14 protein-coding genes are annotated in these 13,454 nt (G+C 60.0%); 7 read left to right on the plus strand and 7 right to left on the minus strand.

The features are described 5' to 3' along the window. Positions 1–5: 5 nt before the first annotated feature. The gene (locus QOS90_RS15110; RefSeq protein WP_027593724.1) at positions 6–1,295 is read right to left on the minus strand and encodes an OprD family porin; all 1,290 of its coding nucleotides are present in this window, start codon (positions 1,293–1,295) and stop codon (positions 6–8) included. 359 nt (positions 1,296–1,654) lie between these two features. On the opposite strand from QOS90_RS15110, the gene QOS90_RS15115 reads away from it, so the two are divergent. The 3 genes from QOS90_RS15115 to QOS90_RS15125 all read left to right on the plus strand — a co-directional run bounded on the left by QOS90_RS15115 (position 1,655) and on the right by QOS90_RS15125 (position 3,101). Continuing rightward, on the plus strand, positions 1,655–2,014 hold the full coding sequence (locus tag QOS90_RS15115; protein ID WP_027593725.1) for a histone-like nucleoid-structuring protein, MvaT/MvaU family: 360 nt from the start codon (positions 1,655–1,657) through the stop codon (positions 2,012–2,014). Between the two features lie 221 nt (positions 2,015–2,235). Continuing rightward, the gene (gloA, locus tag QOS90_RS15120; RefSeq protein ID WP_027593726.1) at positions 2,236–2,763 is read left to right on the plus strand and encodes a lactoylglutathione lyase; all 528 of its coding nucleotides are present in this window, start codon (positions 2,236–2,238) and stop codon (positions 2,761–2,763) included. A 95-nt stretch (positions 2,764–2,858) separates the two neighbouring features. After that, positions 2,859–3,101 (plus strand): hypothetical protein, encoded by a 243-nt coding sequence (locus QOS90_RS15125; protein ID WP_027593727.1) that lies wholly within the window; start codon positions 2,859–2,861, stop codon positions 3,099–3,101. Positions 3,102–3,216: 115 nt separating this feature from the next. Here the strand turns inward: QOS90_RS15125 and QOS90_RS15130 are convergent, their stop codons facing one another. Further along, positions 3,217–4,041, minus strand: a complete 825-nt coding sequence (locus tag QOS90_RS15130) for a shikimate 5-dehydrogenase (protein WP_027593728.1) — start codon at positions 4,039–4,041, stop codon at positions 3,217–3,219. Positions 4,042–4,200: 159 nt separating this feature from the next. Here QOS90_RS15130 and QOS90_RS15135 point away from each other — a divergent pair, with 159 nt between their 5' ends. The 3 genes from QOS90_RS15135 (at position 4,201) to pbpG (ending at position 5,989) form a co-directional block, all read left to right on the plus strand. Beyond that, complete coding sequence (locus tag QOS90_RS15135; protein WP_027593729.1) at positions 4,201–4,548, plus strand: hypothetical protein; 348 nt, start codon at positions 4,201–4,203, stop codon at positions 4,546–4,548. A 94-nt stretch (positions 4,549–4,642) separates the two neighbouring features. Then, a complete protein-coding gene (locus QOS90_RS15140; RefSeq protein ID WP_027593730.1) occupies positions 4,643–4,825 on the plus strand; it encodes a hypothetical protein in 183 nt (60 codons plus the stop codon). A gap of 240 nt (positions 4,826–5,065) precedes the next feature. Further along, on the plus strand, positions 5,066–5,989 hold the full coding sequence (pbpG, locus tag QOS90_RS15145; RefSeq protein ID WP_027593731.1) for a D-alanyl-D-alanine endopeptidase: 924 nt from the start codon (positions 5,066–5,068) through the stop codon (positions 5,987–5,989). Between the two features lie 35 nt (positions 5,990–6,024). Here pbpG and QOS90_RS15150 read toward each other — a convergent pair whose 3' ends face one another. The 4 genes from QOS90_RS15150 to QOS90_RS15165 form a co-directional block, all read right to left on the minus strand. Next, positions 6,025–7,875 (minus strand): DUF3857 domain-containing transglutaminase family protein, encoded by a 1,851-nt coding sequence (locus QOS90_RS15150; protein ID WP_027593732.1) that lies wholly within the window; start codon positions 7,873–7,875, stop codon positions 6,025–6,027. 97 nt (positions 7,876–7,972) lie between these two features. Continuing rightward, the gene (locus tag QOS90_RS15155) at positions 7,973–8,452 is read right to left on the minus strand and encodes a cysteine hydrolase family protein (RefSeq protein ID WP_027593733.1); all 480 of its coding nucleotides are present in this window, start codon (positions 8,450–8,452) and stop codon (positions 7,973–7,975) included. A gap of 111 nt (positions 8,453–8,563) precedes the next feature. Next, the gene (locus tag QOS90_RS15160; RefSeq protein ID WP_027593734.1) at positions 8,564–9,802 is read right to left on the minus strand and encodes a type II toxin-antitoxin system HipA family toxin; all 1,239 of its coding nucleotides are present in this window, start codon (positions 9,800–9,802) and stop codon (positions 8,564–8,566) included. Further along, positions 9,786–10,040, minus strand: a complete 255-nt coding sequence (locus tag QOS90_RS15165) for a helix-turn-helix domain-containing protein (protein WP_027593735.1) — start codon at positions 10,038–10,040, stop codon at positions 9,786–9,788. Before QOS90_RS15165 ends, QOS90_RS15160 begins: the two co-directional genes overlap by 17 nt. 167 nt (positions 10,041–10,207) lie before the next feature. On the opposite strand from QOS90_RS15165, the gene QOS90_RS15170 reads away from it, so the two are divergent. Next, entirely contained in the window at positions 10,208–10,648 is a 441-nt protein-coding gene (locus tag QOS90_RS15170) for a GNAT family N-acetyltransferase (RefSeq protein WP_027593736.1), read from the plus strand. Between the two features lie 51 nt (positions 10,649–10,699). Here the strand turns inward: QOS90_RS15170 and QOS90_RS15175 are convergent, their stop codons facing one another. Beyond that, positions 10,700–13,177, minus strand: coding sequence for a TonB-dependent siderophore receptor (locus QOS90_RS15175; RefSeq protein ID WP_027593737.1), 2,478 nt, complete (start codon positions 13,175–13,177; stop codon positions 10,700–10,702). Positions 13,178–13,454 lie beyond the last annotated feature (277 nt).

A 13,454-nucleotide genomic window follows, 5' to 3' on the forward strand; every position in this document is an offset into this window, starting at 1 on the left:
ATATATCACCACACAGAAAAGTTGTAACTTACAATGACGCGAGTCTCATCCATATCTCGCGCCCACTTCTCATAGTTGCTGCGGTAGGTGGAATTACGCAGGCGCACACTGACGTCTTTGAACGTGCCACTTTGCACCTGGTACTTGAACTCGGTGTCGCGTTCCCATTCCTTGCCTTCGGCCGTGCTACCCGGGACCTTGATGTGGTCGCCATTGATGTAACGGGTGAAGAAGGTCAGGCCGGGCACACCCAGTGCCTTGAAGTCATAGTCGTAGCGCAACTGCCAGGAACGCTCCTGGGCGGCGGCAAAGTCGTTGACCTGGGCGTAGTTGACCAGGTACGGGTTGCTGCCATCCAGGTAAGGCATGGCGCTTTCGCCGTACATGCGCTGCCAGCCGGCGCTGACCTTATGGCCGCCCAGGCTGTAGCCGAGCATGCCACTGAAGGCGCGGTGGTCGATGTCGCCGGCGCGGGCATTGCCGATGTCGTCGCTCTTGATCACGCGCAGGTCGGCCGACAGGCTGCCTACCGCCAGCGGCTGGCTGGCCACCAGACCGAGGAAGTGCTGGCGATAGATGTTTTCAAGCTTGGCCACTTGATACTGAGCGCTGACGCGGTCATTGAAACGGTAATCGAGGCCTGCCAGGTCGAAGTGGTCGGCTTCGATGTCGCAGGCATAGCGCTTGTTCTTGCAGTGCACACGAATGTCCTGGCGATCGGTGGAATCACGCGCGGTGTATTTGTCCAGGCGGGCCAGGGTAAACTTCAAATCGCGCACTTCTTCAGAGGTGAGCATCGCGCCATGGAACATCGTCGGCAACAAGCGCCCATCGTTGTACTTGAGCAACGGCACATCCGGCATCATCGAGCCATACTTGAGCACGGTGCTGGACACCTTGACCTTGGCCGCCAAGCCCATCTTCGCGTATTGATCAGCCGAGTGCCGTGGATCATGGCCAGACGACGGCAACAGGCCGCTGTTACTGTCCGCAGGGCTGGAGTCGAGTTTGAAACCGACCATGCCCAGCGCATCCACGCCAAACCCTACCGGCCCTTGGGTGTAACCCGACAGAACATTGAGAATAAAGCCTTGCGCCCACTCTTCGCGCTTGGACGCGCCCTGGCTGGAACTGCTATAGCCGTCACGGAAATCCCGGTTGAAGTAGACATTGCGCGCTTCAACCTTGGCGCTGCTGTCTTCAAGAAAACCGGCGGCCTGGGCATTGACGCCGGCACACAAAAGGAACAGGCCGACAACACGGCGCCCAGGGGCGTGAGGGAGGGGGGCAAACATGCGAGGAAATATCCAGAAAGAAAGGCGAAAAACAACCTGCAGCAAACACCTGCTGCGGTACTGCGACACGCTCGAACAGTCGCCGAGCATCATCTGAAAGGATCGGTCAAAGGCTCTATTCCGGGCTATTGGACCTTGGTCTAGAGCCAGTCGCCGGCCCCGTCGAAGTCGTCAAAAACTGGCGCATGAAAAACCTGTAAAGTTCCGTGCTTACTTATAAAAAGTTTGCAGTTTACCCAGTAGCGATGAATGACTACACTCGATATCAGCGAACAGCGGAACCCACCCCGTGGCCGGCGTTTTGTTCTTCTTCAATGTTCGTCACGCCCTGCCACGAAAGACGTACAGGAGTGATTACAGTGTCCAGACTTGCAGAGTTTCGAGCTGCCGAAAAAGCGCTTCAGGAACAAATGGCTCAACTGGAAGCGCTGAAAAAGGATGCCGGCCTCAAACGCGAAATCGAATTCGAGCAGAAACTAGTCGGCCTGATGAAAAGCTATGACAAGGGTCTGCGCGATATCATCGCCATCCTCGACCCCAAGGCTGCCACCCGCCCTACTGCCGCAGCCCCCAAACAACAGCGCCGCCCACGCGTGGTCAAGGTCTATGAAAACCCGCACACGGGCGAGCTGATCGAGACCAAAGGCGGCAACCATCGCGGGCTGAAAGCCTGGAAAGAAGAGTACGGCGCTGCCACCGTTGAAAGCTGGGTACGCTGATGAAACGTCCACATGGACTTCACACTTTTTTCACAAGCGCTGGCTCAGTATCGAGACAGCTAAAGGACTAGCGACCCCACGCGCCCGCACATGCGGGCCTCTAATTCAAGCGCCCTGCCTCGTGCAGGGCGCTTTCATTTGCGCAATCGCTTCACTGCCGTATCATGGCCAGCCTGTCTGTTTTGCCGGTGCCGCGCACCGGCCCCGTCTCAGGAGTTCCCATGAGCCTGCACGATCTGCAAACCCTGCCTGGCGTCACCGCGCAGCCGGATGCCGCCACCTCCAAGTTCGTCTTCAACCACACCATGCTGCGGGTCAAGGACATCGAGAAGTCGCTGGACTTCTACACCCGTGTTCTGGGCTTCCGCCTGGTGGACAAGCGCGACTTCCCGGAAGCCGCCTTCAGCCTGTACTTCCTGGCCCTGGTCGACCCGGCGCAGATCCCTGCCGATGACGCCGCGCGCCACCAGTGGATGAAGTCGATCCCAGGCGTTCTGGAGCTGACCCACAACCACGGCACCGAAAACGACGCCGATTTTGCCTACCACAACGGCAACACCGACCCACGCGGTTTCGGCCATATCTGCGTTTCGGTGCCGGACGTGCGTGAGGCCTGCGCGCGCTTCGAAGCACTCGACGTGCCCTTCCAGAAACGCCTGGCAGATGGCCGCATGAATCACCTGGCCTTCGTCAAGGACCCGGACGGTTACTGGGTCGAAGTGATCCAGCCGACCGAACTCAAAGGCTGAGGCACAACGCTATTCGCTCGTCGGGCCGGGAACTCCCGGCCCCTTGCTGTGGTATATGAAGGTAACCGCTTCATAAGCACAGCGAGGTAAGGACGATGCAATCTCTTCACTGTGAGCACCGCAAGTACACCATCACCGCCAGTGTGATGCCCCACCCCGACTCCCCCCTGCCCTATGCCGCCGGCTGCCTGATCACCGACCCTGAAGGGCACACCAGCAAGCGCATCTCAATGCCGATGAAGTTCTTCTCAGACCTTGAGAATGCCCAGCATGTGTCGCTGGCCCATGGCCGTGCGCTGGTGGATCAGCAACTGGACGAGGGGCATAAAGCGTTCTGATTGACGCAACATAGCGCGCCCTCCTGTAGGAGCAGCCTTGTGCTGCGAAGAGGCCGGTGCAGCGATCAGAGATTGATGATCCTTCTACCGGCCTCTTCGCAGCACAAGGCTGCTCCTACAGAGGGTCGCGCGCGTATGCGACGGCCGCTTCCACCTGCTCACGCGTAGGCCGCACGCCGGTATACAGCACGAACTGCTCCAGCGCCTGCAGCGCAATCACCTCCAGGCCAGTGATCACTGGCTTGCCCAACGCCCGGGCCCGGCGAATCAACGGCGTCTGCGCCGGCATCGCCACCACATCGAACACCCGCTCGGCTGCCGCAATGGCCTGTTCGCTAAAGGCCAGCGCGTTGGCCTCCTGCCCGCCGGCCATGCCGATCGGCGTCACGTTTATCAGCATCGGCGGGCACAGGTCTCCGAGCTCGGCCACCCAGCGATAACCACAAACGTCCGCCAGTTGCCGCCCCGCCTGTTCATTGCGCGCGACGATCGTGCCCTGGGTAAAGCCCGCGTCACGTAAGGCACTCGCCACCGCCTTGGCCATGCCACCACTGCCGCGCAGAGCAAACGCAGTCGCCGGGTCGACCTCGTGTTGCGCCAGCAACTGTCGCACCGCCAGGTAATCAGTGTTGTAGGCCTTCAGATGGCCACCGGTATTGACCAGGGTATTGACCGACTCGATTGCCGCAGCGGACGGGTCCACCTCGTCAACCAAGGCCATGCAGGCTTCCTTGTAAGGCATCGACACCCCGCACCCGCGAATGCCCAAGGCACGAATGCCTGCGACCGCCGCCGGCAGGTCGTCAGTGCTCATGGCCTTGTAGTAGAAGTCCAGCCCCAATTGTTGGTAGAGGTGGTTGTGGAAACGCACGCCGAAGGTGCCGGGCCGCCCGGCCAGGGAGATGCACAGCACCGTGTCTCTGCTGGGAGTTGTCGACATAACCTGCTCCATTTTCAGAACTGAATCGTTTGTTCAGCGTATCAGACGCAGCCGCTTGTCGTCCCTTACACAACCTTTACCGTTTCCCTGTGCTCAGCTGACAGAGGCAGAGTCATAGTATTAGGGCCCCATCTGTGGGTTGCCCTGCGAGGACGCTTTATGAACCGTCACATTCCCGTAATCGCCCTGCTGGTCGGTGCCCTGGCCATCAGCGGACAAGCTGCTGCCCATGGTGGCCATGGTGGTGGCGGTGGTTGGTATGGACCCGGCCCGCTGTTAGGCGCGGCGGTGGTCGGTGCCGTGGTGGGGGCAACGGTTTATGGCGGGCGTGATCGCACCGTGTATGTGGAGCGCCAGCCAGTCTATTACGCACCGCAGCCCGTCTACGTACAGCCGCCGCCGCAGCCGGTGTACTACCAGCCCTACTATGCACCGGCCCCGCCGCCACCGGGCTATCGCCCTTATTACGGCCCGCCCCCGGTGTACTACGGGCCACCCCGTTGGTGATCGTTGATAAAACCAATGATCACTATCAACTCAGTTAATTTCAAACCGCTGCGGCCGCTGCGTAAGGTAGGGCCATGTTTTACAGGAGGTCCACATGGCCACTATCCAGATCATGTCCGTCGTCGGCAGCGCCGTCCCCCCTTCACTGCGCCAGCAGGGCCTGCTGGCCTGCTGGTACCTGGTGCGTAACGGTGAACCCGTGAGCGGCCCCTTGGCGACCCGCGCCTCGGCTCAAGCCCTGGCCGACCAGTTGCAGCCAGATACCCTGGTCGCTTGACAGTATTTGTTGTGCGTTGCTCCCTACCTTATGGCCCGCCGCTTGGCGGGTCTTTTTTTTTGCCCGTGTGATCCGACGAGTGGAGGCGGCAGAACCGATCCAGCATGAAGCTTTTTTCATTTCGCCGGGTCGCTTCAACGAGCAATCGACAGCACTTCGACCATACTCCACAATGCAGCGGTTTTTTGGGGGAAAACCCTTGCACAGCCAACGACATACCAACTTTTAGTGAGCCTCAACGTGAAAACATCCCTGTCCATCCTCAGCCTGCTGCTGTTGCTCACAGGTACCGCGACCCTCCCGTCGACTGCTGCTGCACAACCCCCGGCCCAGGTGCAACGTGACCCGGCCAAATTGCACTTGGCTTCGGGCAGCGCATTGCTGATCGACCTGAACACCAATCAGGAACTGTATGCCAGCCACGCCGACCGCGTGGTGCCCATTGCCTCGGTGACCAAACTGATGACGGCGATGGTGGTGCTGGACGCCAAGCTGCCCATGGATGAAATGCTCACCATGACCATCGCCAACAACCCGGAGATGAAGGGTGTGTATTCGCGGGTGCGCCTGGGCAGCCAGCTGAACCGCCGCGAGACCTTGCTGATTACCCTGATGTCGTCGGAAAACCGTGCGGCCAACAGCCTGGCCAACCACTACCCCGGCGGCTACCCGGCGTTCATCAAAGCCATGAACGCCAAGGCCCGCAGCCTGGGCATGGCGCACACCCGCTATGTCGAGCCGACTGGCCTGTCGACGCAGAACGTGTCCAGCGCCCGCGACCTGTCCAAGCTGTTGATGGCGTCGCGCAAGTACCCGATGCTGAGCGAACTGTCGACCACCCGCGAGAAGACCGTGGCCTTCCGCGCGCCCAACTACACCTTGGGCTTCCGTAACACCGATCACCTCGTAAACAAGAGCAACTGGGACATCAAGCTGACCAAAACCGGCTTCACCAACGAGGCTGGCCACTGCCTGGTGCTGCTGACCCGCATGGACAACCGCCCGGTGGCCATGGTGATCCTCGATGCCTTCGGCAAGTACACCCACTTTGCCGATGCCAGCCGCATGCGCCAGTGGCTGGAAACCGGTGCAGCCAAGCCTGCGCCAGCAGTGGCCATGCAGTACAAGGCTGACCGGGTGAAGGGGCGCTTGGCGGCCGAGTAAGCCAGGCGCGTTGCTATTGGCGTACGACCTGGGGGCTAGCTCGCTTGCACGATGATCTGGCTCTGCAGGTCCTTGACCATCGCCTCGAGCGTCGGCTTCATGGCGGCAAAATCCTCGGGTGAACACACCACGTTCGGGCGGCTGAACTTGAAGTGCCGCTCGATCACCACCGCATTTCCCTCCTGAGCGTACCGCGCGCTGTATTCCACATTGGCGTCTTGCAGACGCACCTGTTTGGGGATTGCCAGCACGCTGACCTCCGGTGGGAATTCGAAGCGCGATGTTTCCACGGTGTCGTTGGAAATGCACACGAAGTGCTGGCTGCGCTCCTTTTCCATGGCGAAGCTGTAGACGTTCTGCGAGATGCCCCCTGCCAGGCTGCTCAAGGCCACCACCCCCACCGGCCCGGGCAAGTTGACGAGGTTTTCCGTGCGCCCATCGACGGTGCTGACAAACTCGCCACTGGCGCTCGGCGGGCGTACCTCGAACGTGCCGTTGCCGCGCTGCCCATAGGCGCCGAGCACTTTTTCGACGAGCAGTTCACGGTCGGCCGGCTTCATCGATTTAACCCCATAACGGCTGACCTCGCTGGCCCAGCCTTGCACGGTGGCAACGTTGGTGAAGTCCGCCGCTCCCTTGCCGTTGACCTTGAACTTGAGGTCGCTGGATACCTTGTTGAGCTGTATGGCCGGGGTACGCCCGAACTCGCCTGTGGCAGTCAGCAGCACGCGCTTGTTCAATGTGCCCAGCGGCAAGTAGCCTGCGGCAATCGAAGGGTCGGTGGAGTCCAAATACAGGTCCAGGCTCGGCACGTAGGTGATCACGTGGTTCAACACCCCCAGCGCAGGGACCTTGGGAAACACATAGGCATTGCCCAGGTTGATCAAGGCCGGTGTGCTTTTGATACTCGCCGCCGCCAGCAGCGCTTCAAGCAATGCCACATGATCCTTGCAATCACCGTAGCGGTTGTCCAGCACGGTCTGCGCGGCATGTGGCACCACCCCACCGGCACCGACATACACGGCGACATAGCGAATGTTCTCACGCACCCAGTCGCTGAGCGTCAGCGCCTTTTCCCGTGCGGTAGGCAAGTGGGCCGTCAGGCGGTGCGCCAACTCGGTGATCGGTGCCGTGACCTCGACCTTGGCCCGTGCCTGGTAGGCCTCGGCGAACTGTTTGAAATCGGTGAAGGTCGAGACGGCCAGATAGTGCCCGTAGTCCAGGTAGGACACCGCACTGGCTTCGATCCGCGCCCGGTCCGCCGGTACGTAATCCCAGCGGTAGACCTTGCGCCCGGGTGCAGCCGCTGGCATCGACGCCTTGAAGCTGCGCGCGTCCGCTTGCAGGGGCATGTCCTCGGGCATGTCGTAGGTCAGCGTGAACTGCCCGACCGGGTGGAATTCCGGCACGGTGATGTCTTCGAACTGCCCCGGGAACAGCGGCGTGACACGGTTGCGCTGGTAATGCAGAACCAGGCGATCCCCCACCGCGACCTCAGGGAAGATGATCACCTTATTGACGCTGTCCTGAAACATCGGCGCCTGCGCAGACGCCTGCTCTTGCTGTTCCTTGATGTGTGCGGCATCCACCCGCACTTTGCGCCCATCGGGCTTTTGCGTGTAGGCCTCGATCACTTCCATGGTTTCCAGCGAGCGGTTGAAGCTCACCGGCTGCTGGGCGCGGGCCTTGATGGCGCGTTCGTCATTGATCAGCAAGACGCTGTCGACGTCCAGGCGGTGGCTGCCATCCTTCTGCACGACAAAGGTCTGCTCGACCTTTTCCAAGGTCACGGAGCGGTCAGTGCCATCGGTGAAGGCTTGCGCCGAGCCACACCAGCTCATTGCAAGCGGCAGCAGCACAGCGACAAGGTAAGACTGTTTCAGCATGGAGATCCTTCTCAATCCAGGTGTATCGAGGCCGTCATTAATCGACAATGATACTCATTGGCGTAGAAGGATAGCAAAATGATTGCACTTCCTGTGCTCACATCGCCAGCGCGGCCAACACCTCGGCAGACGTCGTCACCTGGCGGAAGTGGTGCTTCCACAGGTCGATGCCCATCTTCCCGGACCTGTCCAGCGACGACCCTACCGTCATGTCGGTCACCAGGGTTGGCGTGAGCCCCGCATCGAACAACGCAAAGCCTGCAGCCAGCACGCAGGTTTCGGTTTGCATGCCGCACACCAGCACCCGCTCCACGCCCAGTTGCTTGATGTATTCGAGGGTTTCGACGGTCTGCCCGTAGCCATGCTTGACGAACACCTGGTCTGCTTCGACCAGGCTCTCGTCCTCGGCTGCCGGGTGCCAGCCCAACTGACGCTGGAACGGCGTGGCCTGCTCATCGTGCAGTTCGACCGAGGCGATGGTCGGGATATTCGCCGACAACCGCCGCAAACCGTCGACCAGCCATTCGGGCGGGCTGAAGGTGGATTGAACATCGACGATGAGCAAAACCTGGCGCATAAGGGTCTCCGGCCATGGGCAAAAAGCGCCGAGTATAACGTGGTGCTAGCACTGCGGTTTGCTGAAAACAGTGCCTGCATGACCCGCATCGAGGCTACCGCCGATGCAATGCTAAGGTCTGATACTTCTAGCCATCCCCGCGATCCACGCAGCTTCCATCTTTGCCCCAACCACCTCGAATTCAGGATGGTGGTTTCGGTACTCGGAAATCTCCGCCAGTGCAGAGTTCATCCCTGTATGCACTCTACCGAGCAATTCGTTGCAGCGGGCTTCTGTGAAATTGCAGGCGCTACGCCCGAACTGAACCAGCATCTTGCGCTTCGGCCACGCCTTGGACCCTCCCAGCAACAGCCCCATGATGTCATTGGCTTTGTACACGGTTGTCGTCACTAGGTCGTAAACCGGTGCGAGCCAGATGTCGGCGTCTTCAGCGCAGTTTTCATAGAGCAAACCAAAATTCTTCAAATGCGCGTCGCCGTTCTGAATACCCGCAGAAAGCGCCACCATGATGAAAAAGTCCTCCAGCGCCTTGGTCACTCGGCTAGGCGTGACGTAGGACTTGATCAGCTGTGCGCAGCCCTGGTAGCTGCCGTCATACTTCTTTCTTGTCCCCCAGCCGGATAGCACGCACATGTCCTCGAAGCCGAGGTAGTTGCTATCGCCGATGTCGAACCGCTTAACAACCAGGAACCTTGCATGCTGACTGAGTTGAAACTCAGGGACCTCTAGACCGCAATAGAATGCTGCCCGCATACAAAAAAACTCATTCGCCGCCAGTTGCGGGAAGTCAGATTCGTTGAACGCCTTGACTATGTGCGTGGCACCACGATGCGTGAGCCGCTCAACCTCAACCTCGACCTCGGCATCGCCAATGTCACGTACCAATACCTTAGGTTGTACACCTGACACCCCGGAGTACGACGCGTAAGTTCTCATCAGATCATCAAACAGATCCTTTGCCCCATCATGAATCAATAACGAGGCGAGCTTGACCCCCGGCAGCGGCTCGCCATTTACTTGATGGGCGATGCTGATACGGCCCAACTGGTGCGGACCAACGATACCGAGCAAGGCGAAGTCGTCAAAACCGCGTACTGACTTGCTGAAACGCCGCACGAGTTCGTCTCTGAGGTATCCCTCAGGGATGTGCATTTCGAACAGTGGATGGATTCCGTATTCCCAGGTATAGCTCTCAAGACGTACTGGCATGGTCAGCGAGACTGCTTGCTCCTGAGCGACCGCCCCGTTATAGGAGAAGATCGAATCGCGCGTATTGGCCTCGCTGCGCCCGAGCGTGCCGACGGCCACACCGCTGGCACCAATATACAAACGATCAGCGACCATGATCATGGACACTTGCGGATTTTAGTTCGTCGAGCGTCATGCGTCGACGCTTGGGTATAGCCGTCAACTCATACCCCAATCCCTCCAGGATCGCTGCAACCTTGCGAATCCCGACCTCCGCAATCGTATTGTTTTCAATCCCCGAGATGGTCGCGCGGCTCATGCCGTGCCGTAGAGCAAGCTGCGCTTGGGAAAGGCCTGCCTCTTTACGCAATTTTTTGATCAGAAGCCCTAGGTCGCCCATATCGCCACGCATCATATACAGTGCATTAATTGAAGAATCCGATAAATGCATCGTATTTGATTCAAAAAACGCTGTATAGCGTTTTATAGATCAAATCGGATGAGTGCTCGCAGCTTACTCGTCTTCGCCGCTAAACTCGCCACTCTCCTTCCATGGCAGCCCGCACAATGGATTTGCACTCAACCCCACGCCTCGCTCAGCCCGAAGACGTCGATGCGCTTATAGCGCTGGACGCCATTGCCCGGCACGCGCCGCAACGGCGATCCTTCATCGCCCAGGCAATCGCCAGTCGCCAATGCTGGGTAGCTGCGGACGCGCACGATGCCTCGCTACTGACGGGGTACGGCGTACTCAACGACGCCTTCTACGACCATCCCTTCATTGCGCTGGTCGTGGTGAGGGAGTCGGCACGCCGCCGCGGTATTGCCGGAGCCATCATGCGGACATTGGAGGCGCAATGCAGGGGTAGCAAGTTGTTCACTTCGACGAATGCATCGAATGCTCCGATGCAGGGTCTTCTTAGCAAACTGGGCTTCATCAGGAGCGGGCAGATCGACAACCTGGATGAAGGCGATCCCGAGCTCATCTTTGTCAAATTCCTCTCGTGAGGCGGGTGTTCGCACGCGAACCCGCGAACACCGGTCATGGCTACCCCCCGATCACCAATCGTAGGTCATCTCCACCGACGCCACGCGCTCTTGGCCGTAATAGCAACCGAACGCGTAGTTGCAGTCCGACACATACTCGCGGTCGAAGATGTTCTGTACATTCAGGCTGGCCTGCAAACCGCGCAGGCTCGCGTCGAATTTGCCCAGGTCGTAGCTGACGGTAGCGTCATACACCGCGTAGGCCGGCACGTCGAACGAGTTGGACGAATCACCCGGTTTACGGCCGGTGTAGCGGGCACCTGCGCCGAAGGTGAGGCCGTTGAGCATGGCCTGGGTAAAGTGGTAATCCACCCACAGGGACGCCGATACCGGCGCCTGCGACTCGCTGCGGTTGCCTTGGTCGCCGTAGTTGCTCTTGGTGTAGAACGAGTCGATGTAGGTGGCTGCCGCCAGCACGTCGATGTTGTCGAGGGTGGACTTGAGTTCAAGTTCAACGCCACGCGAGCGCACCTCACCGTCCTGCGCCTGGTACTGGGGGTTGTCGTCGTCCTGAGTCAGCACGTTCTTCTGCTTGACCTGGAACAACGACGCGGTGAGCAAGGTGCCCTCGAGTGGCTGGTACTTAACCCCCACTTCGTACTGTTCACCCTCGGTCGGCTCAAACGACTTGCCGGCGCTGTCCGTGCCCAGTGTCGGCAAGAACGACTGGGAATAGCTGACGTAAGGCGCCAGGCCAAACTCGGTGACGTAGGTCAGGCCGATACGGCCCGTGAACTTGTTGTCACGCTGTGAAGCGATGCTTTTGGCCAGCAGGTCTTTGTTGTCGATTTCTGCCCAGTCCTGGCGCCCACCAACGGTCAAGATCCACTGGTCGAGCTTGATCTGGTCCTGCACATACACCCCAGTCTGGCGAACGGTATTATCCCATTGGGTGTCCAGCACAGGGGTTACGCTGCTGGTGTCGTAGTTGTTCTTGCCGTAGAGGTCGACGGGCAACACGTTGTAGGCGTTATAGCCATCGTATTTGCGGGAGAAGTGGCGGTAGTCCACGCCGGCCAGTGTGGTGTGCTGCAGCGCGCCGGTATTGAATTTGTACTCAAGATTGTTATCGAGGGTGTAGGCGATATTGTGCTGGCGCCAGTCGAGCTTGACCCGGTTGGCCCGGGTGTAATCCACCCCCTCGTCGTCCGAAACGAAACTGCGCAGGTAGAAGCCTTTGTAGCGGTCACGCACATCGGTGTAGCGCGCTGTGGAACGTACCGCCAGGTCATCGCTGAAACGGTGGCTGAAGTCGTAGCCGAAGATGTACTGGTTACGCTTGTAATCGTTGTAATGCGAGTCGCCCGAGAAGAAGTCGCGGTCGATGCGCTGGCCCGTCGGGCCACGCTTGAGCGAACCGATCATCGGCAGCGACTGGTAGTCGGCAAGGCCGTCGTCGCGCTGCACCTGTGCCAGCACCGTCAGGGCGGTGTCTTCGTTCGGCGCCCAGGTCAGGCTTGGCGCCAGCAGCAGGCGTTCGCTGTGGGTGTGCGCCACCTGCTCGTTGCCTTTGTCGGCCACACCGACCAGGCGATAGGTGAACGCGCCCTGCTCATCCAATGGGCCGCTGGTGTCGAACGCACCGTTGGCCCGGTTGTAACTGCCGGCACCCAGCTTGACCTGGTTGCGCTGCTCGCGGGTCGGGCGTTTGGAGACCATGTTGATCAGCCCGCCCGGCTGGTTTTGCCCGTAAAGCACCGACGATGGGCCCTTGAGCACCTCGATGCGTTCCAGGGTATAGGGGTCGATCTGTGGCGCGCCGCCCAGGCTGCCCGCATACGGCAGGTACGCGCCATCCAGGTACAGCGGGGTCGGGGCGAAGCCGCGGCTGGTGATTTCGTCGGCAATGCTGTTGCGATCGGTGAACCCCCCCGTTGCCAGCCCCGGCGTATAACGCAATGCCTGGGTCAGGTTGCGCGCGCCCTGGGCCTGTACCTGGTCGGCAGTGACGACGTTGATGGCCTGCGGGATTTCCAGAATCGGCGTATCAGTCTTGGTCCCCGTCGCGCTGCGGGTGGCGACGTAACCGGTTACCGGCCCGTAGGCCGACTCCACGGACGTGCCGGTGATGCTGGTACTGTCGAGTTGCAGCGTCGACGCATCCCCGACCATGGGCAACAGCGAATAGCTGCCATTGGCCTGGCGCAGCACCTGCAACTGGCTGCCTACCAGCAATTGGCGCAGCCCGGCCTCGGCACTGTAGCGGCCATGCAAGCCTGGCGACTTCAACGACTGCACGTAGGACGGCTCGAACGACACGGTCACCCCCGCCGCCTCCGCGAACTGGGTGAGCGCAGCGCCCAGCGGGCCGGCCGGGATGTCGAATGCGGCTTCGACACGGGTCTGGGCCATGGCTGGCGGGGCGATCATCGCCGCAGCCAGAGGCGTCGCGAGCGCGATGCTGAACAGCGCGCGATTGACCGCCCGCGTCAAGGGGTTTTTGGCACAGTTGATGAGGATAACGGGGTTGCGAGTGTCTGAAGGGAGCATGGGTATTCCTTTCGCCCTGCGGCAGTTTTTTACGGCGTCTGATGCGCCTCTACTTAACAAGTCGAATGAGAATTGAAATCGATAACCCCCCTTGGGTAAAAGAGTGCCTGCTTTTGGTTTTGAGGTGAGGCGTCTATCGAGCGCCGCACGCGGCGTTTCGCAGCACAAGGCTGCTCCTACATTTTTTCGGGGCAATTATTCCTGCGCACAGGCGCGACTGGCCCGAAACAACTGTAGGAGCAGCCTTGTACTGCGAAGCGCCGCGCGGGCGGCGCTC

It is taken from the genome of Pseudomonas sp. LAIL14HWK12:I10 (genome assembly GCF_900184205.1).
Classification (GTDB): Bacteria; Pseudomonadota; Gammaproteobacteria; order Pseudomonadales; family Pseudomonadaceae; genus Aquipseudomonas; species Aquipseudomonas kermanshahensis.

What these genes read in the sequence shown, in the direction of transcription:
- QOS90_RS15110 (WP_027593724.1), bottom strand. Translation starts at nt 1,295, where the DNA reads ATGTTTGCCCCCCTCCCTCACGCCCCTGGGCGCCGTGTTGTCGGCCTG.
- gloA (WP_027593726.1), top strand. Translation starts at nt 2,236, where the DNA reads ATGAGCCTGCACGATCTGCAAACCCTGCCTGGCGTCACCGCGCAGCCG.
- QOS90_RS15125 (WP_027593727.1), top strand. Translation starts at nt 2,859, where the DNA reads ATGCAATCTCTTCACTGTGAGCACCGCAAGTACACCATCACCGCCAGT.
- QOS90_RS15130 (WP_027593728.1), bottom strand. Translation starts at nt 4,041, where the DNA reads ATGTCGACAACTCCCAGCAGAGACACGGTGCTGTGCATCTCCCTGGCC.
- QOS90_RS15135 (WP_027593729.1), top strand. Translation starts at nt 4,201, where the DNA reads ATGAACCGTCACATTCCCGTAATCGCCCTGCTGGTCGGTGCCCTGGCC.
- QOS90_RS15140 (WP_027593730.1), top strand. Translation starts at nt 4,643, where the DNA reads ATGGCCACTATCCAGATCATGTCCGTCGTCGGCAGCGCCGTCCCCCCT.
- QOS90_RS15150 (WP_027593732.1), bottom strand. Translation starts at nt 7,875, where the DNA reads ATGCTGAAACAGTCTTACCTTGTCGCTGTGCTGCTGCCGCTTGCAATG.
- QOS90_RS15155 (WP_027593733.1), bottom strand. Translation starts at nt 8,452, where the DNA reads ATGCGCCAGGTTTTGCTCATCGTCGATGTTCAATCCACCTTCAGCCCG.
- QOS90_RS15160 (WP_027593734.1), bottom strand. Translation starts at nt 9,802, where the DNA reads ATGATCATGGTCGCTGATCGTTTGTATATTGGTGCCAGCGGTGTGGCC.
- QOS90_RS15165 (WP_027593735.1), bottom strand. Translation starts at nt 10,040, where the DNA reads ATGGGCGACCTAGGGCTTCTGATCAAAAAATTGCGTAAAGAGGCAGGC.
- QOS90_RS15170 (WP_027593736.1), top strand. Translation starts at nt 10,208, where the DNA reads ATGGATTTGCACTCAACCCCACGCCTCGCTCAGCCCGAAGACGTCGAT.
- QOS90_RS15175 (WP_027593737.1), bottom strand. Translation starts at nt 13,177, where the DNA reads ATGCTCCCTTCAGACACTCGCAACCCCGTTATCCTCATCAACTGTGCC.